24 protein-coding genes and 2 pseudogenes are annotated in these 24,205 nt (G+C 62.5%); 14 read left to right on the top strand and 12 right to left on the bottom strand.

Features of this window, described 5'->3' with window-relative positions:
- Positions 1–61: 61 nt before the first annotated feature.
- The 13 genes and pseudogenes from modA to ACPPVV_RS08895 all read left to right on the top strand — a co-directional run bounded on the left by modA (position 62) and on the right by ACPPVV_RS08895 (position 10,734).
- The gene (gene modA, locus ACPPVV_RS08955; protein WP_426703099.1) at positions 62–859 is read left to right on the top strand and encodes a molybdate ABC transporter substrate-binding protein; all 798 of its coding nucleotides are present in this window, start codon (positions 62–64) and stop codon (positions 857–859) included.
- A gap of 5 nt (positions 860–864) precedes the next feature.
- Positions 865–1,548: a molybdate ABC transporter permease subunit gene (gene modB, locus ACPPVV_RS08950; RefSeq protein WP_426703098.1), complete on the top strand. Its 684-nt coding sequence runs from the start codon at positions 865–867 to the stop codon at positions 1,546–1,548.
- Positions 1,541–2,635, top strand: a complete 1,095-nt coding sequence (gene modC / locus ACPPVV_RS08945; protein ID WP_426703097.1) for a molybdenum ABC transporter ATP-binding protein — start codon at positions 1,541–1,543, stop codon at positions 2,633–2,635. Before modB ends, modC begins: the two co-directional genes overlap by 8 nt.
- A 94-nt stretch (positions 2,636–2,729) precedes the next feature.
- Positions 2,730–3,935: a molybdopterin molybdotransferase MoeA gene (locus tag ACPPVV_RS08940; protein ID WP_426703096.1), complete on the top strand. Its 1,206-nt coding sequence runs from the start codon at positions 2,730–2,732 to the stop codon at positions 3,933–3,935.
- Position 3,936: 1 nt separating this feature from the next.
- The gene (moaA, locus tag ACPPVV_RS08935; protein ID WP_426703095.1) at positions 3,937–4,992 is read left to right on the top strand and encodes a GTP 3',8-cyclase MoaA; all 1,056 of its coding nucleotides are present in this window, start codon (positions 3,937–3,939) and stop codon (positions 4,990–4,992) included.
- A 40-nt stretch (positions 4,993–5,032) separates the two neighbouring features.
- Positions 5,033–5,479 carry a cyclic pyranopterin monophosphate synthase MoaC gene (gene moaC / locus ACPPVV_RS08930; RefSeq protein WP_426703203.1) on the top strand — a complete coding sequence of 149 codons (447 nt, stop codon included), beginning with the start codon at positions 5,033–5,035 and terminating at the stop codon, positions 5,477–5,479.
- A 79-nt stretch (positions 5,480–5,558) separates the two neighbouring features.
- Positions 5,559–6,161, top strand: a complete 603-nt coding sequence (locus ACPPVV_RS08925; protein WP_426703094.1) for an NTP transferase domain-containing protein — start codon at positions 5,559–5,561, stop codon at positions 6,159–6,161.
- Positions 6,158–6,400, top strand: a complete 243-nt coding sequence (locus ACPPVV_RS08920) for a MoaD/ThiS family protein (RefSeq protein WP_426703093.1) — start codon at positions 6,158–6,160, stop codon at positions 6,398–6,400. Before ACPPVV_RS08925 ends, ACPPVV_RS08920 begins: the two co-directional genes overlap by 4 nt.
- Positions 6,397–6,801, top strand: a pseudogene (locus tag ACPPVV_RS08915) (molybdenum cofactor biosynthesis protein MoaE); the annotation flags it as partial. The gene ACPPVV_RS08920 and the pseudogene ACPPVV_RS08915, both read left to right, overlap by 4 nt.
- Before the next feature lie 78 nt (positions 6,802–6,879).
- The gene (locus tag ACPPVV_RS08910; RefSeq protein ID WP_426703202.1) at positions 6,880–7,974 is read left to right on the top strand and encodes a ThiF family adenylyltransferase; all 1,095 of its coding nucleotides are present in this window, start codon (positions 6,880–6,882) and stop codon (positions 7,972–7,974) included.
- A gap of 251 nt (positions 7,975–8,225) precedes the next feature.
- Positions 8,226–8,939, top strand: a complete 714-nt coding sequence (locus ACPPVV_RS08905) for a hypothetical protein (protein WP_426703092.1) — start codon at positions 8,226–8,228, stop codon at positions 8,937–8,939.
- A gap of 138 nt (positions 8,940–9,077) precedes the next feature.
- A complete protein-coding gene (locus ACPPVV_RS08900) occupies positions 9,078–9,986 on the top strand; it encodes a cytochrome b/b6 domain-containing protein (protein WP_426703091.1) in 909 nt (302 codons plus the stop codon).
- Positions 9,979–10,734 (top strand): molybdopterin-dependent oxidoreductase, encoded by a 756-nt coding sequence (locus ACPPVV_RS08895; protein WP_426703090.1) that lies wholly within the window; start codon positions 9,979–9,981, stop codon positions 10,732–10,734. The genes ACPPVV_RS08900 and ACPPVV_RS08895 overlap by 8 nt, the downstream gene beginning before the upstream one ends.
- Before the next feature lie 66 nt (positions 10,735–10,800).
- Here the strand turns inward: ACPPVV_RS08895 and ACPPVV_RS08890 are convergent, their stop codons facing one another.
- The 5 genes from ACPPVV_RS08890 to ACPPVV_RS08870 all read right to left on the bottom strand — a co-directional run bounded on the left by ACPPVV_RS08890 (position 10,801) and on the right by ACPPVV_RS08870 (position 16,538).
- Positions 10,801–11,403, bottom strand: a complete 603-nt coding sequence (locus tag ACPPVV_RS08890; RefSeq protein ID WP_426703089.1) for a nucleotidyltransferase family protein — start codon at positions 11,401–11,403, stop codon at positions 10,801–10,803.
- Complete coding sequence (locus ACPPVV_RS08885) at positions 11,403–12,500, bottom strand: XdhC family protein (RefSeq protein ID WP_426703088.1); 1,098 nt, start codon at positions 12,498–12,500, stop codon at positions 11,403–11,405. The genes ACPPVV_RS08890 and ACPPVV_RS08885 overlap by 1 nt, the downstream gene beginning before the upstream one ends.
- A 114-nt stretch (positions 12,501–12,614) precedes the next feature.
- Positions 12,615–14,852 (bottom strand): xanthine dehydrogenase family protein molybdopterin-binding subunit, encoded by a 2,238-nt coding sequence (locus ACPPVV_RS08880; protein ID WP_426703087.1) that lies wholly within the window; start codon positions 14,850–14,852, stop codon positions 12,615–12,617.
- A gap of 21 nt (positions 14,853–14,873) precedes the next feature.
- Positions 14,874–15,875: an FAD binding domain-containing protein gene (locus tag ACPPVV_RS08875; protein WP_426703086.1), complete on the bottom strand. Its 1,002-nt coding sequence runs from the start codon at positions 15,873–15,875 to the stop codon at positions 14,874–14,876.
- Positions 15,876–15,887: 12 nt separating this feature from the next.
- Positions 15,888–16,538 carry a 2Fe-2S iron-sulfur cluster-binding protein gene (locus ACPPVV_RS08870; RefSeq protein WP_426703085.1) on the bottom strand — a complete coding sequence of 217 codons (651 nt, stop codon included), beginning with the start codon at positions 16,536–16,538 and terminating at the stop codon, positions 15,888–15,890.
- 176 nt (positions 16,539–16,714) lie between these two features.
- Between ACPPVV_RS08870 and ACPPVV_RS08865 the strand changes: the two genes are divergently transcribed.
- Positions 16,715–16,912, top strand: a complete 198-nt coding sequence (locus tag ACPPVV_RS08865; RefSeq protein ID WP_426703084.1) for a hypothetical protein — start codon at positions 16,715–16,717, stop codon at positions 16,910–16,912.
- A 422-nt stretch (positions 16,913–17,334) separates the two neighbouring features.
- Here ACPPVV_RS08865 and ACPPVV_RS08860 read toward each other — a convergent pair whose 3' ends face one another.
- From ACPPVV_RS08860 to ACPPVV_RS08830, 7 genes and pseudogenes are all read right to left on the bottom strand, one after another.
- Positions 17,335–20,532 (bottom strand): amino acid adenylation domain-containing protein, encoded by a 3,198-nt coding sequence (locus ACPPVV_RS08860; RefSeq protein ID WP_426703083.1) that lies wholly within the window; start codon positions 20,530–20,532, stop codon positions 17,335–17,337.
- A gap of 287 nt (positions 20,533–20,819) precedes the next feature.
- Positions 20,820–20,882: pseudogene (locus ACPPVV_RS08855) on the bottom strand (hypothetical protein); the annotation flags it as partial.
- Positions 20,872–21,141 carry an L-histidine N(alpha)-methyltransferase gene (locus tag ACPPVV_RS08850; protein WP_426703082.1) on the bottom strand — a complete coding sequence of 90 codons (270 nt, stop codon included), beginning with the start codon at positions 21,139–21,141 and terminating at the stop codon, positions 20,872–20,874. The pseudogene ACPPVV_RS08855 and the gene ACPPVV_RS08850, both read right to left, overlap by 11 nt.
- 156 nt (positions 21,142–21,297) lie before the next feature.
- Positions 21,298–21,810, bottom strand: a complete 513-nt coding sequence (gene msrA, locus ACPPVV_RS08845; protein WP_426703081.1) for a peptide-methionine (S)-S-oxide reductase MsrA — start codon at positions 21,808–21,810, stop codon at positions 21,298–21,300.
- On the bottom strand, positions 21,807–22,256 hold the full coding sequence (msrB, locus tag ACPPVV_RS08840; RefSeq protein WP_426703080.1) for a peptide-methionine (R)-S-oxide reductase MsrB: 450 nt from the start codon (positions 22,254–22,256) through the stop codon (positions 21,807–21,809). The genes msrA and msrB overlap by 4 nt, the downstream gene beginning before the upstream one ends.
- A 153-nt stretch (positions 22,257–22,409) precedes the next feature.
- Complete coding sequence (locus tag ACPPVV_RS08835; RefSeq protein ID WP_426703079.1) at positions 22,410–23,675, bottom strand: thiolase family protein; 1,266 nt, start codon at positions 23,673–23,675, stop codon at positions 22,410–22,412.
- Between the two features lie 61 nt (positions 23,676–23,736).
- On the bottom strand, positions 23,737–24,198 hold the full coding sequence (locus ACPPVV_RS08830; RefSeq protein ID WP_426703078.1) for a c-type cytochrome: 462 nt from the start codon (positions 24,196–24,198) through the stop codon (positions 23,737–23,739).
- Between the last annotated feature and the right edge of the window lie 7 nt (positions 24,199–24,205).

Genomic DNA, 24,205 nt, shown 5'->3' with positions numbered 1-24,205 from the left:
CGCCACCTGACCTGTGGCACGCTTGTCTCCCGTCATCGGTTTGCTTCGGAGAGCACAAGCAATGGCCACCACATCCAGGATCATTGCTCGCGCGTTGTTTGGCGGCGCGCTATTTTTTGTCGCGGCAGGCAGCAGTGCGGCTGCTTCGGCACGGCACATCACCATCGCAGCTGCAGCTGACCTGCACTATGCAATGGACGCGGTGATCGCTGGTTACCGCCGGGCACATCCGCAGGACACCATCGACGTGACCTATGGCTCCTCCGGCAAGCTGTTGGTGCAGATCGAACAAGGCGCGCCGTTCGACCTGTTTTTTTCGGCCGACAGCGACTACCCGCGGCAACTGGTGGCACACGGTGATGCCGTGGGCAAACCCATGCCTTACGTGCTCGGCCGTATCGTGTTGTGGAGCTCCAGCTTGGATGCCAGCCAGCTCAGCATGGCCAACCTGGCCCAGGCCCGCTTCGACCGCATCGCCATCGCCAACCCCCAGCACGCGCCGTACGGCAAGCTCGCCGTCCAGGCCCTGCACGCTGCAGCTGTGTGGGACGCGGTGGAGCCAAAGCTGGTTTATGGCGAGAATATCGCGCAGACGGCGCAATTCGCCGTCAGCGGCAATGTCAAAGTCGGCATCATTGCGCACTCGCTGGCGCTGGCGCCGGAGATGGCGAAACGCGGCAGTTATGCGCAGATCCCCACGTCGCTCTATCAGCCGCTCGTGCAGAGTTTCGTGATGACCAGGCGCGGTGCCGACAACTCGCTGGCAAGGGATTTTTCGCATTACATACTTGGCCCCGCGTCACGTAAAGTGCTGAGCGGATACGGCTTCGGGTTACCCCAAGCCATGGCGTCGCACTGAGCTCGATGAGCATGCTTTCCGCGGAGGACTGGACGGCTTTCGCGCTGACCCTGCGGCTCGCGGCCACGGTGACCACCTTGCTGCTGTTGCTCGGTACACCGTTGGCCTGGTGGCTGGCGCGTGGACGCACGCCGTGGCGCCGCCCGATTGCCGCGCTGGTCACGCTGCCGTTGGTGCTCCCCCCGACCGTGCTCGGTTTCTACCTGCTGCTTTGGCTCGGGCCAGAGGGTGTGATCGGGCGGTTGACCTCCATGCTCGGCCTGGGCACCTTGCCTTTCACCTTTACCGGCCTGGTGGTGGCGTCAATGCTGTATTCGCTGCCGTTCGTGGTGCAACCTCTGCAAAACGCCTTCGAGGCGATCGGCGAGCGACCGCTCGATGCGGCGGCGAGCCTTGGTGCAGGACCGCTCGACCGTTTTTTTTCGGTGGCACTGCCGATGGCGTGGCCAGGTTTTGTGACCGCCGGCGTACTCGGTTTTGCACATACGGTGGGCGAGTTTGGCGTTGTCTTGATGATCGGCGGCAATATCCCCGGGCAGACCCGCGTGCTTTCGATGCGCATCTACGATCACGTCGAAGCAGGCGAGTACCTGCAGGCGCACGCACTTTCGCTCTGCCTGTTGGTGTTTTCGTTCGCTGCGTTGCTGGCGATATACGGGTTGCGACCACGCAGGCCGATCCATGACTGAGCCATCGACAGGCTTGCGCGCCAGCCTGCATCGGCGCAACGGGGATTTTCTGCTGGATGCGGCGTTCGAACTGCCAGCGCACGGTGTATCCGCCTTGTTCGGCCCTTCGGGTGCCGGCAAGACCACTTGCTTGCGCGCCATCGCCGGCTTCGAGCGAAACCTCGACGGCCAGGTCGCCTATCTCGATACAGTGTGGCAGGACAGCGCGCGCAGACAGTTCATGCCGGCCCACCGCCGCGGTATTGGCTACGTGTTCCAGGAGGCAAGTCTTTTCACGCACCTCTCGATCGCCGGCAATCTCGATTACGGACAACGTCGGGCAGGACGCGGAAGCCAGGTGGATCGATCGCGCCTGCTCAGGCTGTTCGGCGTCGATCGCCTGCTCGGCCGCAAGGTGGTGCAACTCTCCGGTGGCGAGCGCCAGCGCGTCGCTATCGTGCGGGCATTGCTCGCCAATCCGAAACTGTTGCTGCTCGATGAGCCATTGTCCGCGCTCGATGCCGCGGCGCGCCTGGAGTTGCTCGGTTGCCTCGAACAATGGCATGCCGAACTGGCGATACCGACCATCTATGTCAGCCATGCCATCGATGAAATCGCCCGGCTGGCCGATTACCTGGTGGTGATGGACGCTGGCCGCGTGGTGGCGCAAGGCCCGCTGCAGGCCACGCTGGCGCGTGGCGAACTGCCTGTGGCGATGCGCGACCTGCTCGGCGTGGTGATCGAAGGCCGCGTGGTATCCCACAACGTGGACGATCACTTGATGGAGCTGGCCTTTGACAGTGGACGGCTCTGGCTGCCCCGGCGCAACGAACGTGTTGGCGACCGGCTGCGCTGCCGCATTGGCGCGCGCGACGTCGTGCTCAGCCTCCGGGCACCGGCGGACAGCAGCGTACTCAACGGGATCGAGGCGGTCGTGATCGGCGTGATGGACGCGGCGCACCCCTCGCAGTGCATCGTGCAGCTGAAAGCAGGCGCCACGGACCTGCTTGCCAGTATTACGCAGCGGTCATGGCGGTCGCTGGCGCTGGCCCCGGGGGTTGCCGTATGGGCCCAGGTCAAGGCTACCGCGCTAGGTGTGCAGACTTGAGCGTATCGTCAAAGCCGGTTGTCAAAAATGCGGGGCGCCTCCATGATTTCTCCCTCGACGGCACGTCGCATTGCAGGTTGCGGATTCCCATTCCATGAGTGAGCTTCTGGTCGTCGCCGCTGCCGAACAGCTGATCCGCCAGCAGATGCCATTGTTTGGCAGTGAGCGCGTGTCGCTGGATAAAGCGTCGGGGCGCGTGTTGCGCCAATCGATACATGCGGAGCGCGACCAGCCACCATTCGATCGCGCGATGATGGACGGCATCGCCATTTCCACGGCCGGCAACGAAACACGCCGCCGCTTCGCACGCGCAGGCCTGCAACTTGCCGGAATGGCCACGCAATCACTCGGCGATGCCGCGGGCTGCATGGAAATCACCACCGGCGCGATCCTGCCGGACGGTTGCGATGCGGTGGTCCCGATCGAACAGACGCATCGCGACGGCGAATATTTCTGCCTGGCCGAAGGTTGCACGCCGACGGCGGGTCAGTTTGTACACCCACGCGGTTCCGATTGCCTGGCCGGCGCGTTGCTGCTGGAGCCGGGCGTACGCCTGCGCGCCACCGAAATCGGCGTGCTTGCCGCCAACGGCATGGCGCAAGTCGAGGTGGCATCCATCCCCTCCATCGCCATCATCGCCACCGGCGACGAGTTGGCCGAAGTGGATCAACCGCTGGCCGAAGGACAGATCCGCCGCTCCAACGATCGTGCGCTGGCGGCGGCGCTGCAGGCACGCGGTTTCGACGATGTACTGCTGACTTGCGTGGCCGACGATCTTGTTGCCACTACGGCGGCGCTGGGAGAGCTGCTGCAGGCACACCAGGTGCTGGTATTGTCCGGCGGCGTTTCGGTCGGCCAACGCGACTATGTTCCTGACGCCCTGCGTGCGCTCGGCGTACGCCAGGTGCTGCATCGCATCGCGCAGCGCCCGGGCAAGCCGATGTGGTTTGGCATCGGGCCGCAAGGGCAGGCGGTGTTTGCGCTGCCGGGCAATCCCGTGTCGGCGCTGGTCTGTGCCGTGCGTTATGTACTGCCGGCCCTGCTGCAGGCGATCGGGCAGCATGCGGAACCGCCCACGCCGGTTTGCCTTGCGGCAGATACGCGGATCAACCCGCAGTTGACGTCCTTTGTACCTGTCCAGGTGCATCATGAGGACGACGGGCGCACCACGGCGCAGCCGCTGGCGCCACATACCTCGGGCGACTTTTCCGCCTTGCCGCAGACGCAGGGCTTCGTCCAGCTTCCGCCTGGCGAGGGGTTTGCACCCGCCGGTACCGTAGCCGATCTGTATCGCTGGTGAAATGACCGTATCCCAAGCTACCGCCGAATTGCCTGCCGCACGTACGCTGCCTGCGGACCAACACGGTCGTGCCTTGTGCGACCTGCGTATCTCGGTGATGGACCGCTGCAATTTCCGCTGCCCGTATTGCATGCCCGAAGCCACGTATGGCGAGCATTTCAGTTTTCTGCGCAATGACGAACGGCTGAGCTTCGACGAGATCGAGCGAGTGTGCAGGCTGGCAGCCGACTTGGGCGCAAGCAAGCTGCGCCTCACCGGTGGCGAGCCGCTGCTGCGCCCGAAACTGGCCGAACTGGTGGCACGACTGCGCCGCGTCGACGGCATCACCGACCTGGCGATGACCACCAACGGTGTATTGCTGGCCCGTCATGCCAGCGAATTGCGCGATGCCGGACTCGATCGTGTCACGGTGAGCCTGGATACGCTCGATCCGGCTCTATTCCATCGCATGAGCGGCGGTCGCGGCGCGCTCGACGAGGTCCTTTCCGGCATCGACGCGGCGCACTCCGCTGGCTTCCCCCAGGGGATCAAGCTCAATACTGTGGTGCAACGTGGTGTCAACGATCACGTGGTGCTCGACCTGGTCGCACGCTTTCGCCATAGCGGCATCGTATTGCGCCTCATCGAATACATGGACGTCGGCAATCGCAACGACTGGTCTGTTGCGAAGGTAGTGCCGTCGCGTGAGCTGATCCAGCTCATCGGCGAGCGTTGGCCGCTTGAGGCCTTGCCGGCGCAATACGATGGCGAGGTCGCCACGCGTTTCCGGTTTCTTGACGGTGGGGGCGAGATCGGCGTGATCTCCTCGATCACCGAACCGTTCTGCGGCAGCTGCACGCGTGCGCGGCTCTCGTCCGAAGGCACGCTCTACACCTGTCTGTTCGCTACGCAAGGCACCGACCTGCGCAGACCGTTGCGCGATGGCGAGAATGACGAACAATTGCGCGAGCTTCTCCGTCACATTTGGCAAAACCGCGGCGATCGCTACAGCGAGGATCGTGCAGGGCGACGTAACCTTGGGCGCCGCAAGATCGAAATGCATTACATCGGAGGCTAGATTGAAACTTTCCCACCTCGACGAGTCGCAGCAGCCGTGCATGGTGGACGTCGGTGCGAAGCCGGTCACCCGTCGTACCGCGCAAGCGACGGCAAGGGTGACGTTTCCTGCCGAGGTAGCCGATGCGCTGCATGCCGCCGGCTACGTCACCCCCAAGGGTGCCGTGCTGACGGTGGCGAACATCGCCGGCGTGATGGGCGCCAAGGCCACGTCGCACCTGATCCCGCTATGCCACCCATTGAGCCTGGATAAATGTGCCATCAAGATTCGCATGGAGGACAACCAGGCATGGATCGATTGCACTGTGTCCTGCCGCGGCAGCACGGGTGTCGAGATGGAAGCACTCACCGGCGCCAGCGTCGCCGCGCTCACCCTTTACGACATGTGCAAGGCCATGTCGCACGACATCGTGATCGGCGAAATTCGACTGGTCAGGAAAACCGGCGGCAAGAGCGATATCGACCACACCGACCAGCACTCCGGATAACCGGCGCCGACGCGATGATTCCCAACGAAGAAAGGAAAAACGACAGACACCACGACAGAGGTTCCCGGCCAGAACATCCATGAACACCACTACCGTACCCCCCATCTACGGCCTGCTGCTTTCCGGCGGCGCCAGCAAGCGCATGCAGCGTGACAAGGCGCAGCTCGCCTATGCGGGCGAACCGCAATTGCTGCGGGCCTGGCGCCTGTTGCAGGCGGTGACGGAACGCGCTTTCGTCTCGGTGCGCGATACACAGCGCGACGATCCGTTACGCGCAGGCCTGCCACAGATCGTGGATAGCTACGACGCGATTGGCCCGGCGGCAGGCATTCTCTCCGCACAGGACACCTTCCCACACGTTGCATGGCTGGTCGTCGCCTGCGACCTGCCGTTACTCGACGAAGCTACGTTGCATCGCCTGATTGTTTCTCGCGATCCAGCAGCCGACGCTACTGCATTCGCCAGCCGTTTCGATGGCCTGCCCGAACCGTTGTGCGCGCTGTGGGAACCAGCCAGCCACGCTCTGCTCAAAGAGCGCGTCGAGGGTGGCAGCTTCTGCCCACGCAAGGCGCTGATCATGTCGCGCACCAGCTTGCTGTCGACTCCGGGCGAAACGCTCGACAACATCAACACGCCAGCAGAGTTCAGCCAGATGCAGCAGCAGTTCGGGTTACGTAGATGACGCAGGTGACCTTGCAGTATTACGCACAGCTGCGCGAACAGGCTGGCACGAGCAGCGAATCATGGAATACCGTGGCAAAGTCGTTGCGCGCGTTATATGAAGAACTGCGCGCACACCACGGTTTTTCGTTACCGGCCGACGACCTCAAGGTGGCGGTGAACGCCCGGTTCAGCGATTGGGACAGGGCTCCCGGCGATGGCGACACCATTGTTTTCATTCCACCGGTGGCTGGCGGATGAAACTCTTCAGCTTGTCCACCGAAGTGCCCGACGTGTCGCTGCTGCGCGCGGAATTGCAGCACCCGGGCAGTGGCGGTTTCTGCACGTTCGAAGGCTGGGTGCGCAACAGCAACGAAGGGCGCGAGGTGCAAGGTCTGAAGTACGAGGCCTACGTCGAGCTGGCGTCGGCAGAGGGCGAACGCATCGTCGGTGAAGCCATGGCCCGCTACGGTGCCATCAAGGCGCACTGCATGCATCGTACCGGCCATCTGGCCGTCGGTGACCTGGCTGTATGGATCGGTGTCTCCTCCGCGCATCGCGACGAGGCGTTCCGGGCGTGCCGCTACATCATCGACGAGATCAAGCATCGCCTGCCGATCTGGAAAAAGGAACACTACCTCGAAGGCGATACCGCATGGGTCGCCTGCGCGCATACGCATCGAGCGCATGAGGACGAACCCGGCCAAGTGCATGATCACCCAAGGCCTGCAACGACATCGATGCCGGCTTTCGTGCCGGACTACTCACGCCAGACACGCCTGCATGGTGTCGGCGAAGCGGGGCAGGCCAAGCTCGCCGATGCGCGGGTGCTGGTGATCGGTGCCGGCGGTCTCGGTTGCCCGGTACTCATGTATCTGGCTGGTGCCGGCGTCGGCACGCTGGGCATTGTCGATGGTGACCGGCTCGACGCCAGCAACCTGCATCGGCAGACGCTGTACGACGCGTGCGGCGTGGGCAAAAAGAAAGTGCAACTCGCCGCAAGACGCATCACCGCGCTCAATCCCACTATCAACATATCGACGTATGACGAACCGTTGCATGCCGGCAATATTGCCGACGTGTTCGCCCAATACGACCTGGTGGTCGAGTGCAGTGACGACATGCACAGCCGTTACCTGTGCAACGACGCGGCCGTGACCACCGTCACGCCGCTGATCCTGGCCAGCATTTACCAGTACGAAGGCCAACTGCAGGTAGTCAGCGCCAGCCCCGGCACGCCATGCCTGCGCTGCCTATGGCCGGACGAGCCTGCGCCCGGCATCGCCGGCAGTTGCGTCGAATCCGGCGTACTCGGTTCCGTACCCGGTGTACTGGGTGCGATGCAGGCCACCGAAGCATTGAAGCTGCTGCTCGATTTGCCGCGACCGGCCGATAACGCGTTGTTGCTGGTCAATCTGCTCGAAGGCAGCAGCCAGCGCCTGTCGATCGATCCCGCCCGGGGGTGCGCCCTGCACGGCGGCTGCATCGAGGTCGCACGCCAGTCCTTCGCGAAGGCGAAGGATGAGCGCACAGTGGATCTTGCCTTCGCCGATCTGGCCGATGCCATCGCCGCCGGCTATACGCTGGTCGATGTGCGCGAACCGGCCGAAATCGAAGCGCAGCCGCTTTCCGTGTCATCTCGTTCGCTTCCGTCTACGCAAATCGAAACGCGTGCGGCGGAATTACCGGACGGCCGTGTGTTGTTGATCTGCGCCAGTGGACGCCGCAGCGGACATGCCGCACGCAATCTGCGAGGGCAGGGGCTGGGCAATATCCATTCATTGGCCGGCGGCCTTGCCAGCTTGACGCCTGCGCGCCATCGCATGCCGGGCTGACGCCGCCATCAGGCCATGATCGACGTCGCCGCCCTTGACGATCTTGCGCGTCGGCCATTTGCGCAAGCTGATGGCCGACGATCGGCAGCCAGCCTGCCGTACCGTCCATTTTATGCCCGACCAGATACCTCGAAATGCGGAGAAACCACGGCTTGGATTTTCATCGAAGACGTGTAACTCCAGAACGATTCGCAGCGAATGGACAAGACCACCATTTAGTTTGCCCCTCGTTCCGTTTGGAGACTCCAGCTATGAAAAAACCATTTCCCGCAAGAAAAATGTTGTTGGCCACCATCTTCGTAGCCGGTGCGGCAGGCGCGATGTCCGTGATGGCTGCTGATCAGGCTGTACATGTGCGTGGCACCATCACGGCCGTTTCGTCCAGCGGTTTTACCGTGCAGACGACGACCGGCGCGACGGTCGTCGCGCTCTCAGCCGATACGCACATCACCGGCGTGCTGCCAAGCAACCTCGATGCGATCCAGCCAGGGTCGTTCATCGGTTCAGCCAATGTGGTGGGCGGCAGCATGGCCCGTGCGCAGGAGGTGGTGGTGTTTCCGCCGTCCATGAAGGGATCGGGTCTGGGCGACTATCCCTGGGATCTGCCCATGGATGGCGCCAGCGACTCGATGAAGATGCCCGGCGGCAGCATGATGCATTCGGCAATGACCAACGGTACGGTCAAGAACAGCACGCAAGGCGGCGGCTCGATGATGCACTCGGCGATGACCAACGGCACCGTGAAAACCACCCATGGTGCCGGCACGCGCACCATCGTGGTTGATTACGGCAAGGGAGAGAAAACCATCGTGGTGACGGCCAATACGCCGGTGGTAACATTCAAGCCTGCAGACAAGAGCGCGATCGTCAAGGGCGCACATGTATTCGTGGCAGGCAAGCCTGGCAATCCGGTCGACGCTGCGATCGTGGCCGTCGGCATCGACGGTACCGTGCCGCCGATGTAACAACCCGGCCTGTCCGCTGGAGGCACTGCCACTGGCGTGCCTCGACAGGGGATAGATCATTGGAATGTTTGATGACCGTCGCAAGGCGCATACTCTTCATGCTGTCCAGCGCCACTTGCCTCGCCGGAGTCTCTATCCGTGACTACGCCAATCGTTGTTGATTCGGACGCATTGCCGCCCGTGCAATTACAGGCACCAGCTGCCGCGCCGTCGCGTCAGTTGGTTTACCGGCACACGCTACCGATCCGGATCATGCACTGGATCAACGTCATCGCAATCTCACTGATGTTGTTCAGCGGACTGCAGATTTTCAACGCGCACCCGAATCTTTATTGGGGCAACCGTTCCGATCAGGGCAGGGAGTGGCTGGCACTGGACGCTCATCAGAATGCGGCGGGAAATCTTGTCGGCACCACACGTGTCGGCCGTCATTCATTCGTTACCACCGGCGTGCTGGGCGTTTCCAAAGGTAGTGATGGCACGCCCGAAGCGCGCGGGTTTCCCTCGTGGCTTACCGTGCCGAGCTCGGGCTGGCTGGCGATGGGGCGGCGCTGGCATTTCTTCTTTGCATGGGTATTCGTCCTCAATGGACTTTGTTACGTTGGCTACTCACTGGCGCGAAAGCATTTCCAACGCGACCTTTGGCCCACGCGCGGCGACTGGCGCGGCATCGGCCGGTCGGTACTCGACCACCTGCGCTTCAAACACCCGCACGGTATCGAGGCGTTGCGCTACAACATCCTCCAGCGACTGGCCTACCTGATCGTGATCTGCGTGTTCGGCGTAGGCATCGTGCTGATGGGTCTGGCAATGTCTCCCCGAATGGACGCGGTGCTATCGCCATTGGTGGAGGCGGTAGGCGGACGGCAGTCGGCGCGAACCATTCATTTCATCATTGCCTGGGCTTTCGTTGCGTTCGTGCTGATCCACGTGTTCGAGGTATTGATCAGCGGCGTGTTCAATCAATTGCGCGGCATGATTACCGGTTACTACAAGATCGAAAGCGACAAGCCCGACGAACCACCCCGGGAGCGCCCGCATGACTGACCGTCGATCGTTTCTGCGCATGGCGATCATGGCCGCCGGCGGCCTGGTGATTTCCGGCTGCGACCGCATTTCGCACAGCGGCTGGGGCACCAGGGTGCTCGGTGGCGCCGAAGGCCTGAACCGTCGCGTGCAGGCGCTGCTGTCGCCGTCCAGCGCGATGGCAAAGGAATATACCGAGGCGGACATATCCACCGTGTTCCATCCCAATGGCACCACCATGCCCGGCACGCCGGCGTACCAGAAACTGCTGGCCAACGAGTTTCGCGACTACCGATTGCAGGTGAATGGCTTGGTCAGCCACGAGGCCAGCCTGTCGATCGACGATTTGAAAAAACTGGATACGCGCACGCAGATCACTCGTCACGATTGCGTGGAGGGATGGAGCGCAATCGGCAAATGGCAGGGCACGTTGCTCTCGGCCGTGCTCGACCATGTCGGCGCCGATCCACGGGCGCGCTTCGTGGTATTCCATTGCTTCGACGAAATGGACGTCGATACGCTTTATTACGAAAGCCTCGATATCGAAGAGGCACGGCATCCGCAAACCCTGCTCGCTTACGCCCTCAACGACCAGCCGCTGCCGGTACCGAATGGTGCGCCGCTGCGCCTGCGTGTAGGAAGGCAACTGGGTTACAAGCAGGCCAAGTACCTTAGCCGAATCGAACTGGTCGAGACCTTTGGCAAGATCGGCGACGGCAAAGGTGGTTACTGGGAAGACCAGGGCTACGAGTGGTATGCAGGCATCTGATCGGGCGGATTGTCCCTTCATACGGCCAGAGGCCACCGACTTCCCACGCGGAAAGTCATACGTCGATCATCGTTCCAGCCATCGACGTACCTGTAGCAGGTCTTCCGGTCGATCCACGTCCAGGCCCGTGGACAGGGGAAGCAGGTCGACACGCTGCGCTTCGCGTTGCAACAGGGATTGAGCGCCGCGCGTACCGTTCCAGCCTGCCAGCGCATCAAAACAGTCGCACGGAAATAGGGTAGGGGGACCGACGGCGTCGCCGTAGGCTGAAACAAGAATGCGCTCGGGGGCACTCGCATGGCGGATACACATATTTTTCAACGTGGCTGCATCGATCAATGGCTGATCAGCCAGGCATAGCAGCACGGCGGTAGCTGTCGGCATGGTCTGTTGCACGCAGCGGATGCCGGCAGCGAGCGAGCTGCCCATGCCTGCCTGCCAGGCAGGGTGCCTGACGATATGTACGGCCAATTGGTCGAGCGCGGCTTCGACCCGATCGGCATGGGCACCGATGACCACGAACACCGGCAGGCCGCTGTCCAGTGCAACGCAGGCAATGCGCCTGACCATGGGCTGGCCAGCGACCTCGGCCAGTTGCTTGATGCCGCCAAAGCGTCTGCCCTCGCCAGCAGCCAGCACCACCACCGCCGGCGATACCGTAGCCGTCATCAGTGAATCGCACCTTGGTTATCGCGCAACGAGCTGCCGCTGCGACCGTTGATCACCGCCACGATTTCAGCGGCAACGGCCAAGGCGATTTCCTGGGGAGTTTCCGAACCGATATCCAGGCCGGCAGGTGCGTGCAGCTGCAAACCATCGAGTACGGCATTTTCGCGCATGCGGTTGACGCGTTCGCGCGATCCCAGAGCGCCAAGGTAGGCCAGCGGCGCTTCGCTCAATGCGGCAAGGTAAGCCATGTCCTGCTCAAGGTTATGCGTCATCACCACCACCGAACTATGCACATCGAGCGACAGCGCATCGCGGATCGTGGCGGGGCTGGCGCAGACGGTACTCAGCCCGTGCAGATCGTGTGAAGCCTGCAGTCGCCGTGGATCCTGGTCGACCAGCGTGATCTGCCAGCCCAGCGCAGCGGCCAGTGGCAGCAGCGCATGCGCGGTGGCACTGCTGCCTATCGCCACCAGCGAATGCACTGGCGTGATCGATTCAATCAACACATCCGCCGTACCACGGGACCAGGGCAAACGTCGCGTGAACGCTGGCCGCTCGATGTCTTCCCCGACTGTCGCGACGATGGCATCACTGAGCGCGGCGTCGCCGATGTCATCGTTGCGCAAGCGCACGTCCCCGGCGTTCCAGATCAGGCGTTTGGGCAACACGATGACGTCGTTCACCGCGAACAGCGTCGCCATGTACGCGTGGCGCCTCTCGAGCAGACATTGGGCCAAGGTATCGGCAAAGTCGATCGCATGTGGCCCGGCGACGGGTTCCATCAGCACATCCAGTTCGCCACCACAGCCCATTTCCATCAATACATCCAGGCCCGACTCACTGTTGTAGCTGACCATGCGCGGGATGCCACTGGCGATGACTGCCTGGGCCTGCAGAACAATGTCCCGCTGCGGGCAACCGCCGGAAAGTTCGCACACCACGCTGCCATCGTCGAACACCAGCATGCGGGTGCCGACGCGGCGAAAGGTGGACCCGTGCGTGCGAACCAGCGTAGTCAGCGCCGCCGCAGGGCAGGAGCCATGGCGTAAATCGCGCAGTGCATCGATAAGAGTGCCCAGTTCGTGCGCCGAGTTCATGGATGCCAGTTTGTCATGGAGGTGCCGGCCTCAGGCGGATCTGTACGGGTATCCGTCCGCGGCGTCACCCGTCCCGGAAAGGATGTTGCAAATGGCGACGGGTCAACCGGGGCGTCAAACCACCCTGGATGCCAACAGATCCTCGATACGCACGGGCAGGTCACGCACGCGCACACCGGTGGCGTGGTGCACGGCGTTGGTGATCGCCGCGGGAATGCCAGCCAGTCCGATTTCGCCGATGCCGCGAGCACCCATCTCGTTGAGCTTCAGGTCGGGATAATCGAGAAACACGACTTCCATCGCAGGCGAGTCGGCGTGGGTGGTCATGATGTAATCGGCGAGGTTGCTGTTCAGCGCCATGCCGTTGCGTTTGTCGTAATGGGTTTCCTCGAACAGCGCCATGCCCACGCCCATCACCACGGCCCCTTCGATCTGATTGCGACCGGTGAGCGGGTTGACGATGCGGCCAGCATCGATCACGGTGAGCACTCGGCTGACACGCAGTCGTGCGATCTCCGGCTGCCAGGTCACTTCTGCGAAATGCGCACCGAACGAGTGAGAGGAATAAGCCTTCTTGCCCTTTTGCCCAAAGGTACCTTCGGACTTGCCGCGTCCTTCGACATGACCGAGCCGCGCCGATGTCAGCACGTCCGCGAAGCTGCGTCCGCTACCTGGCGATTCGTTTTTGCGGTGCACGCGACCGTTGCCGAAGGCGAGCTGGTCGACGCCAGCCTGCGAAAAATGGGCGTCGCTTTCGCTGGCGGCAGCCAGTAGCTTGTCGATCGCCGCGCGTGCCGCCTGCGCCACCGCGGGCACCAGCGACGCGGTGGCCATCGAGCCGCCGGAGATCGGGCCGGGCGGAAGGTTGGTATCGCCGATCACCACCTTGATTTTCGATAGCTCGACGCCCGTGAGTTGCGCCACCATCTGACCGAGCACGGTGTAGGTGCCGGTGCCGATGTCCTGCGTGCCGCTGGCCACGCGGACGCTGCCATCGGCGCTGAACATCACGCTGGCCTGTGCGGGGAAGCGCTCGGCGATCCAGGAGCAGGCTCCCACGCCCCAGCCCAGCACCATGCCATCCTTGCGCATCGATCCGACATCGGGATTTCGCCGCGACCAGCCGAACTTCTGCGCACCGGTCGTCAGGCATTCCTTGAGGTGGCGCGAGGAGAACGGTATGTTTTCGCTTTCGTCGATGGCCGGTTCGTTCTTGAGGCGGAGCTCGACCGGATTCATCTTCAGGGCGATGGCCAGTTCGTCGATCGCCGACTCCAGCGCATACAGCCCGGGTACCGCGCCGGGACCGCGCATGGAAGTTGCCGGACCGACATGGCGTTCGGCGAAAGCCGATGTCACTCGCAGGTTCGGCGTGCTGTAGAGAAAGCCTGTGGCTTCGCCGCAGTTCTCCTTGTAGGTGGCATCCAGTGCACGGTGGTAGACGTAATCGTGCTGCAGCGAAAGCAACTTGCCGTCGGCAGTGGCACCAAGACGCAGGCGTTGCTGGGTATGCGGACGATGGCCGACGTTGTGGAACATCATCTGCCTGGTCACCACCAGCTTGACCGGCTTGTCGAGATCGCGCGCAGCAGCGGCGGCCAGCATGGATTGCGTCCAGGGCCATAGCTTGCCGCCAAACCCGGAGCCGAGGAACTCGGTAACCACGCGCACGTTCTCGCTCGGCACGCCGAGCATCTGTGCCATCACCGTGCGGAAGTTCATCACGGCCTGGGTGGTTTCGTAGAGCGTGAAGCGCGTGCCGTCCCATACCGCCAAGCTGGCATGCAGTTCGATCGGATTATGGGTTTCGGTGGGCGTGGAATAGGTGTGATCCACCTTTACCGCCGCGCCCTTGAAAGCGCTTTCCGGATCGCCTCGTTCGGTCTCCGTTTCGGGCTTGTCGTCGGCTTCCAGCACGGTGCTGACGTTGGGCGCCTTCTGGTCGCGGTAGGTGACCTTGACCTTGTCGGCCGCCGCCGTGGCATGTTCGAAGGTATCGGCCACCACCAGTGCCATGTACTGGCCGTAGTAGCGGACAATGTCGTCCTCGAGCGGTGGGCGCCGTTCGTCGATGATCCCTTCGCCAGACTTGGGCACGCGATAAAACGTGCCGATGTTTTCGCGGGTGTAGATCTTGCGCACACCTTGCATCGCCGCGGCAGCGGAGCTGTCGATCGCGTCGACATGGCCGCTTCCGATAGTTGCGCATACCGGCACCGCATAAAGCATGCCCGGAAAATGGCGATCCGAGCTGTAGCGAGCCACGCCGCTGACTTTCAGCGGCCCATCTACGCGCGCGAAGGCGTGACCCACGGCGGGCAGGGGAGTGACGGTGGAGACTTCTGCAGACATCATCCGTTCCTCGGTGCGCGCTTACACTGCTGCCGCAGTGGTGAGCGCATGGGTAAGGCAGCGACGGGCCAGTTCGACCTTGAAGCCGTTTTCGCTTTGTGGCTTGGCGTCATGCAATGCGGCAGTAGCGGCGGCCGCAAAACTTTCGGCCGTGGGCGCCTTGCCCAGCAGCACTTTCTCAGCCTCCGGCGAACGCCACGGCCGGCTACCTACGCCGCCGAGCGCCACGCGGGCATGCGTGATCTTTCCCGCTTCGATCGCAAGCACCACGGCAGCCGAAGCCAGCGCGAATTCATACGATGCACGGTCGCGCAGCTTGAGATAGTGCGAGCGGGCACCGGCATGTGGCGGCGGTAAAGTCACGTGAGTGATCAGGTCGCCCGGCATCATTACCGTTTCGCGCTGCGGCGTGTCGCCAGGCAATAGATAAAACTCACCGATCGGCACTTCGCGCTCGCCGCTGGCACCGTGGATCGCGACGCTGGCTTCCAGCGCAGTCAGCGCCACATTCATGTCGGACGGATTCGTGGCAATGCAATGTTCACTGCCACCCAGGATCGCCAACGTACGGTTGAAGCCATCGATGGCTGAGCAACCGGTGCCTGGTTCGCGCTTGTTGCACGGCATGTGGGTGTCGCGAAAATACACGCAACGCGTACGTTGCAGCAGGTTGCCACTGGTGGTTGCCATGTTGCGCAACTGGCCCGATGCGCCGGAAAGCAGCGCCTGCGACAGCACCGGGTAGTCGCGCAGCACGACCGGATGGTGGGCCAGATCGGCGTTACGTACCAGCGCACCGATCTTCAGGCCGCCGTCGGGCAGCCGTTCGACTTCAGCCAGCGGCAGGTGATTGATGTCGATCACCTGGGTTGGCCGCTCCACATTGAGCTTCATCAGGTCGAGCAGGGTGGTTCCACCGGCGACGAAACGTACCTCGGCTCCCTGCTGAGCCGTGGAGGCTTTGGCGCCGGCACTTATCGCGTCGGTGGTGCTGGCCGCGCGGGAAAAGGCAAAGGGTTCCATCTCGCGTACCTCTCAGATTTTGCGAACCTGCTGGATCGCCGCGACAATGTTCGAATACGCGCCGCATCGGCAGATATTGCCGCTCATCGCTTCTTTCACGTCCGCGTTGGCGGGTCCGCAGGGTTCCTTCATCAAGGCGACGGCGGACATGATCTGGCCGGAAGTGCAGTAACCGCACTGGTAACCATCGTGCTCCAGGAATGCCTGCTGCATCGGATGCAATTGTCCAGGCTGGCCGAGGCCTTCAAGCGTAGTCACCTCGTCGCCTTCATGCATGGCAGCAAGACTCAGGCAGGAGTTAACCCGTCTGCCATTGACGTGCACCGTGCACGCCCCGCACTGGCCGTGGTCGCAACCCTTCTTGGTACCCGTGAGCTGCAGGTGATCGCGCAGTGCATCGAGCAGGGTAGTGCGCGGATCGACCTTCAGCTCCTGCGCCTTGCCATTGACCTTGAGTTTGATCGAAACCAGGCCATCGGCGTCGACCCCACCCGCATGTGCCAGCGCCAAGGCAGCCGCAGCCTGTCCCACGAACGGCAGGCCCAGTCCCGATGCCGCACCGGTAATACCCACCATTTGCAGGAAATTTCTTCGACTTACCTGTATGCCCGGGTGATTGCCGGCATCCGCGGCGGACGTTTCTCCAGACTTCTTTTCGGACATGGCTGGCTCCGGGGCTGGCTAATGGTCGAAATGGCAAGGCGAATCGCACATGCTGAAATAGCTGTTGCCAGCCAACATACAGCACGGACAATCAAGTTTCGGTGACCATGGCGCCCCGAAACCGGCACGGACTCACCGACCAGCTTCTAACCATAACGAGGGTAACTGGATTACGAATGCAGCCCGGACTGGCGCAGTTCTTCCGGGGCGTAAATCGCTTCCGGCACAGCTTCCAGATGCGCGCGATCGATCGGCTCTCCATTGCCATCGGACAGGCCGTAGGTATGTTCCTCGATCTTGCGCAGGGCGCGATCGATGGCGATCCCACGCTTGTTGTTGTGCGAGAGCACAGCCTCATCGTTCTGATTCTTTAATTTGACATAATATACATTATGCGAAATTAAAGATTGTCCGATCAAAGCCGGCCAAACGCCGCTGTGTACGCCTCTGGCACGTCTCCCCTGATGACTTTCGCCACATTTGGATGCTGTCAGAGTGGCGGAAGATTGAGCAGGTATTGGACTTCTACGAACGCTTTGTTGTCGAGTGCCCGCTTCCGACCGCGTCGCTCGACCTGGACCAACCGGGCTCGCTCGAACCTTCGCTGCTGGACCTGCTCAGCACTCAGATTGGCATCGGCGCTATCCGAACGCTGAGCGCAACGCGCATAACGTGGCTGCCTGGCCATTCACGTTACGGCAAATGCACGCGCGGCGGGCGCCACACTCACGGCCGCCAAGATCGCCCGCCGCTTGGATGTAATGACCGACTATGGATGTATCGCCCAAGCTGGAACTCAGCGCAGACTGGCGTCTGTTTTGCGATCATCGACATCGTCAAGACGCTCAACTCGCGAGCAGGAACTGATCAAGCAGACGGAGTGCCCCTGCTCATGCAAGGGCGCTACATCTCGTGCAAGCACTCCATCCCCCCACTCTCCCACCTCGGTCGGCGGCAGCAGATGCCATGACCGCAAATGGCGCTTCAACAAGTCAACGTCTAAAACGGGGCAAGCAACTCTGCCGGCGAGCACCCGTCGCACATTGTCAGTGCGATAGACAGGCATGTGCTGATACACCTCCCACCGGGTCAGCGAGCCATACACCGGCTCCGCAAGCATCGGCAGCAAAGGAAGGAGCGGATTGCCGTCCAGGTTACGGTCGTTCTCCAGTCGCTCGACCCAGTCGCGATAAGGCAGTTCGTTCAACGAAAAGCCGGCATCGTTCAGGAGCGTGAATAGTCCCATCAGATCAGGGGACTGACCCTTGGCAAGCGGAACAAGGTTGTATGCGGTTCCCAGGTTCGCTACATCGCCTGCAATGGTAAGCAAGGCGGCGCTGACGTAATCCACCATCACGAATTCCTTGCTCTGCTGGATCAGTCGTGGATACGCGCCAATCTGAATACAGCCGCGGATCAGACGGGCGACGAAGTCCTTTTCGTTACCGAAGCCCCTCTCGCTATCACCGATGATGAAGCCGGGACGGTAGATGGCGATGGGCATACCGTTGCTCTGCGCCGTTCGGACGAGCTGTTCCGCGCTCCACTGGCTTTGCGAGTAGCCCGTGTCGTACTTCAGGGACTGCAGATGGGGATCGAGCGAGGTGTCTTCGGCCAGTTCCGTGGTTCCCGTGAAGTAGCCCGTGGGCCCGTAGGCTGCGATGCTCGAGACGTAATGGAGCGACACCGGCCGAACGGCGCGGGCAAGCTTGAGTACGTGTAGCGTACCGAGCACGTTGGCTGGTCGATGCGTGGCATAGGGTTGGGTGTAATTGACGTGGGCACCCAGATGGAAGACGACGCTGGCCCAACGTGCCAGCTCGTCGAAGCCTGCCTCACCCTGCCCCAGACACGGATCGGAGAGGTCACCCGTGACCACACGCAGCCGCGGTAGCCATGCGTCATCCCAAAGCCCGTAGTTACGCATGTTGTTCTGGATACGCTTTAGTCCTTCGGCAGCGTTAGCGGCGCGCACAAGGCAGGTGATGCCGTCTACGAAGGGTTGCCGCAGTAGATCCCGTAAAAAGAAGGCGCCAAGGAAACCCGTGGCTCCGGTCAGCAGGACACGGCCTTCGCCCGGCTGTTTCCAGTCTATGGCCTCGCCTGGCTGAACGGTAATGAACTGCGCAAGCGTGGCATCGGCACGAAGCGCCGCAAGCGAGTCTGCCACCTGAAGTGGCACCCGGTCCGTTTGGTTGCTTTGCAGATAGCCCGCCAGGGCGGCGAGCGTCGGGTGCTCATATAGCACCTTGATCGATACCCGCTGATGGAACTGGCGTTCCATAGCGACTATCAGGGCTGCGGCTTGCAGGGAGCTTCCTCCCAGTGCGAAGAAATCGTCCGCGGGAACGACCGCGCCCAGATCGAGCAGTTGGCACCAGAGGCTTGCCAACGCTTTCTGCTGCGGTGACGACACCAGCGCGTCGGCGGCATCCGGATCGTTTCTGGACACGGTGTTCTCAAGCGCTTGGCGAAGTGCCGGGCGATCAACCTTCCCGTTGGCATTGACCGGTATATGTCCAACGCTGTGGAGACGGGGTTGCATGTAGTCGGGAAGGTGCTGGCGAAGATGTTCGCGCAGCGCACTCAGTTGGCCATCGCCGCCGCCAGAAAGAACGATGTAACCGACGAGGTAGGGATCCGCTTCGGCTGGTCTTACCAACTCGACGATCACGCCGGATGCCATGCCACTGGCAAGAACGGCAACCTCGATTTCTTCCAGTTCGATGCGGTAGCCACGGAGCTTGATCTGGCGATCGACGCGGCCGAGGAACTCGATGTTGCCATCCCTCTTCCATCGCGCGAGATCACCCGTTCGATACAGTCGCTGCGGTGTCCGTCCGGGAAGTACCGGCAGCGACACGAAACGTTCCGCGGTTTGTTCCGGTTGGTCGTAGTAGCCTCTCGCCAGTCCGTCGCCGCCCAGGTACAGCTCGCCCTGCTCGCCTTCCTCGGCGGGATGGTGGTGCTCGTCCAGGATGTAGGCTTGCGTATGGTCCAGTGCTTGCCCAATGCTCACGGGCCCCTGCGTCGGCAAACTCTCCGGCGTGACGACCATGCTCGTCGCGAAGATGGTGCACTCGGTCGGACCGTAGACATTGCGAAAGTTCTGCGGCATCGAGTGCAGGAGCACTTCGCGAAACGCGTGGACATTGGCGGCTTCCCCACCGGTCAGCAGGTGACGCAATCCACGAAAGGCGTCCGGGCATGCCTGTGCGGTGAGATTGAACAACGCAGTTGTGATGAACATGGCCGTGATGCCATGCCGCTGCAGGCTATCGCGTAGCGCGAAGGGGTCGATGATCGTCTGTTTGGGCAGCACCACGACCGTCGCTCCAGTCAAGAGGCCTCCCCATATGTCGAACAGCGACGCGTCAAAGCTCGGGCTGCTGATGTGAGCTATGCGATCGTCTGGTCCTAGCGGCGCTAAAGTGCGGTTGAGTGCGATTCGCGATATGCCGCGCGCCAGGACCTCCACGCCCTTCGGACGTCCCGTGCTTCCCGATGTATGCAGTATGTGCGTGCGATGGTCGCCTGGTACGCCCCGTGGACCGAAGCGGGGATCGACATCGGGAGTGTCTTCGACGCAGTACAGATGCGTCGGAGCAAGACGCGTGCGGGAGGCGCGATTCGTGACGACGTGTGTGATACCCAGCGAGCTCAGCAAGGCCGCAATCCGGACGTCCGGTAGCGCGGGGTCCATAGGCACGCAGGTACCGCCCGCGCGCAGGATCGCCACCTGTATCAGGATCTGGTCGAAACCCGACTCGAGCAGTACGCCAACGGTTTGTTCGAGCGCCAGTCCCGAAGCCTGCAGGAGACTCGACCAACGTTCGGCGAGGCCATCCAGCTCGGCGTAACTCCATCGCTGGGTACCGAATTCGACGGCCGTTTGAGCGGGGTCGTGACGCACCATTTGTCGAAAGAGTTCATCGATGCCGCTGTCGCGAAAATACGGTGTCGCGGCGCCATACGAAGCATGACTGTTGAACATGTCGTGTTCCCTGCCAGGCGAGTGGGGTGCGTCGCCGGAAACGTAGGCTTGTCTAAAGGGGAAGTCTGTAGGGGAACGCCGACAGCATCGCATTTCGTGATTAGGTCGACGACGACACTGGCACCATCATCGACGAAGCGGCACCACCACCTAAGGGTGGTGGCGAGCGCGTTCCGGTCGAAAGTACCCGTTAGCCCTTCAGGGCTCGGCGCGCAGAGGAGTGGCTTCCGCCACACGACACTGAAGAGTTGCTGCGCGTCGGTCCACTCCGCGACCGGTGTCCAGCCGCTGGCGCGCAACAGGAGGCGAACGTCGCGCTCGCCGTACTTGATGCTGTTTTCAGTCGGCATCGTCATACGCGGGAACGAGGACCTGCTGGTCTCTTATCCGGTCCACGCCGATCAGCAACTGTGCGTCATCTCCGAGCGTGGTGGCCATCGTCCGCAGCAGATCTACCGCCTCCGGAGCCACGAAGTTGCCGATGGTCGAGCCGGGATAGAATCCCAGCCGCGGCGAGCGCCCCAACCGGGGAAGTTGTATCGGCTTGGTGAAGTCGCCGACAACGGGATGTATCGGCAACGCCGGAAACGAGCTCGAAAGTACTTGCAAGGATTCGTGGAGAAATTCCCCGGAGACGTCGATGGGTACATACGCTTCCGACGATGCTCATGTTCGATGTTCCTTCAGGCCCATACGCCTCCATTCGCCTCCGTGCGATCCGAAAGTCCGAAACGGGATGAACACGTCGTGCCAGGGTCCCGCCACCTAGGCCTTCGCTTCCTTACGGCTAGGCAGTACCCAGTCTGGGCGCGCGAAATGGCAGGTATAGCCGTGCGGGATCCGCTCGAGGTAGTCCTGGTGCTCGGACTCCGCTTCCCAGAAATCGCTGGCCGGTGCGACCTCGGTCACCACTTTTCCGGGCCACAGGCCCGAGGCCTCGACGTCGGCGATCGTGTCCAGGGCCACGGTCTTTTGTTCGTCGTTCGTGAAAAAGATGGCCGAACGATAGCTGGCGCCGCGGTCGTTTCCCTGGCGGTCGAGCGTGGTCGGATCGTGGATCTGGAAAAAGAACTCAAGCAGGCGGCGATAGGTAGTGTGGGTGGGATCAAAACTGATCTCGATGGCCTCTGCGTGGTTGCCGTGGTGGCGATAGGTCGCGTTCGGCACGTCGCCGCCGGTGTAGCCGACCCGGGTCGAAACGACCCCGGGCAGCTTGCGGATCAGGTCCTGCATGCCCCAGAAGCAGCCGCCTGCGAGAACAGCGCGTTCGGTAGTCACTGGATGTCCTCCACTTGATCGAGCCAGGCGCCGTAGCCTTGTGCTTCCATCTCGGCGCGCGGCACGAAACGGAGCGAGGCCGAATTGATGCAGTAGCGCAAACCGCCCCTGTCAGGCGGACCATCCGGAAACACATGACCAAGGTGGCTGTCGCCATGCGCCGAACGCACTTCGGTCCGGGTCATGCCGTGCGTGGTATCGCGCAGTTCGCTGACATGTGCCGGTTCGATCGGCTTGGTGAAGCTCGGCCAGCCGCAGCCGGACTCGAATTTGTCTGATGAAGCGAACAACGGTTCACCGGACACGATGTCCACGTAGATGCCCGCTTCCTTGTTGTCGAGGTAAGCGCCGGTTCCCGGACGTTCCGTCGCGCTCTGCTGGGTGACACGGAATTGCTCGGGCGACAGCTTGGCGATCGCCTCCGGGTTCTTGTGATAGTTGGTCATGCTTCCTCCTTCGATCCCAGGGAATCATTGTCGAATTCATTCTTGCGCCATCGGACGAATGTCTTCCGGTGTTTTCTCTCAGGTAATTCGTTCCGTCGTCGGTATTCGTTACGCCCTTGCGGACCGCCGACCAGAGCGATCACGGCTTGCGCTTCAGACCCGTTCGAGCAACGTCACCGTCCCCTGCCCGCCGTCGGCGCAGATGCTGACGACGGCGCGCGAACCCACGGGATGCGACCACAGCTCCTTCACCGCCTGACTCAGGTCGCGTGCACCGGTTGCCCCGAACGGATGACCGATCGCGATCGATCCGCCATGGGGATTGACCCGCTCCCACGGAAAAGCCCCGAGGTCGGCCTGGACACCGGTCTTGGTTCGTACCCAATCGGGCCGCTCGATGGCGGCGACATTCGCCAGCACCTGTGCCGCGAACGCCTCGTGGATTTCCCACAGGTCGATGTCCGCGTAGCCGAGGCCATGGCGCGCAAGGAGCCGCGGGATCGCATAGGACGGCGCCATGAGCAGGCCCTCCACATGATGGTCGACCGCCGTCACCTCATAGTCGACCAGCCGCAGATGCGGCGTGCCATCCGGCAGCCGGGTAAGCCCCGCCTTATTCGTGATCCAGCAGCCCGCGGCGCCGTCGGTGATCGGCGAGGAATTACCGGCGGTCAGGCTGCCCTGCCCGCTCGTCCTGTCGAACGCGGGCTTGAGCGCCGCCAGTTTTTCGGACGAGGTATCGGCGCGCGGATTGGCATCGCGCTCGAGCTCGGGGAGCTTGATGACGAGATCGTCGAAGAAGCCGCTGTTCCAGCCCGCCACCGCACGCTGATGGCTCTGCAGTGCCCAGTCGTCCTGCGCCTGGCGGCTGATGTGCCACGCCTTCGCGGTCTCCTCCATGTGGTCGCCCATGGTGCGCCCGGTGATGCGGTTGGCCCAGCCCTTGACCGGGAGCACGTAGTCCTCGGGCGTCAGTGCCTGCAGAGCAGCCAGGGCCGCGGAAGGGTCGGCGCCGAACAGGTCGGCCAGCCGCTTCGAGGCCTCGGCCGTCAGCGCGATCGGCGGGCGGCTCATGACTTCGCCACCGCCGACCATGGCAAGATCGATGCCTCCGCCGAGCATCCCGGCCGCTGCGAACGCGGCGGTCATGCTGGTCGAGCAGGCCAGCACGACGGAGAAAGCCGGGACGTTCGGATTGAGACCTGCGTCGAGCCAGATTTCCCGCGCGATGTTGCTCCAGCCGAGGTTCGGGATCACCGCTCCCCATACCACCAGGTCCGGCTCGGCACGCTCAGCCATCGCTTTCACGACCGGAACCGAGAGGCTGACCGCGTCATGGTTGGCGAGCGCACCGCCACCACGCCCGAATGGCGTACGGAGGCCGGCGGCAACAAAAACGGTTTGCGAGAAATGCTGCATGGGAAATTTCCGATGGTCGATTTTTCCGTGGGATCTCAGGCTGCGTGGTTGAAACGGCAGTTTATTGCTGCTTTCTCCCGTGCTTCGACTGGCTAGCCGTACGAGCCGTACGCGAACCACTTGGCGCGGCGGGCAGCGAAACGGACTGCAGATAGGTGATGATCGACCGGCGCTCGGCGGCATCGTCCAGTTCAAGATACATCTTGCTGCCGGGCGCCATCTTCTGCGTGCCGCTCAGCCACTGGTCGAGCCTGGCAGGGGTCCAGACGCCACCGAGTTTCTTCAACGCCGGCGAGTAGTCGTATCCCTGCACGCTGGCCACCGCCCTTCCGACGACGTTGCGGTGGCGTGGGCCAATGCGGTTCGTATCCACCGAGTGGCAACCGCCACACGTGTTCAGGTACAGCGTCTGTCCGCCGGCAACATCGTCCGGCACCGTCCCCGCCCAAACGGCCACGGTCAGCAAGCTGGCAAACAGCAGGCCTCCCCATACGATCGAGGCGCGGCGTGGCGATACCCTCATGCGCCGC

This window comes from Rhodanobacter sp. Col0626 (assembly GCF_049994385.1).
Classification (GTDB): Bacteria; Pseudomonadota; Gammaproteobacteria; order Xanthomonadales; family Rhodanobacteraceae; genus Rhodanobacter.
The sequence above is the reverse complement of the archived record's forward strand: the minus strand, read 5'-3'. Positions and strand labels throughout refer to the sequence as shown.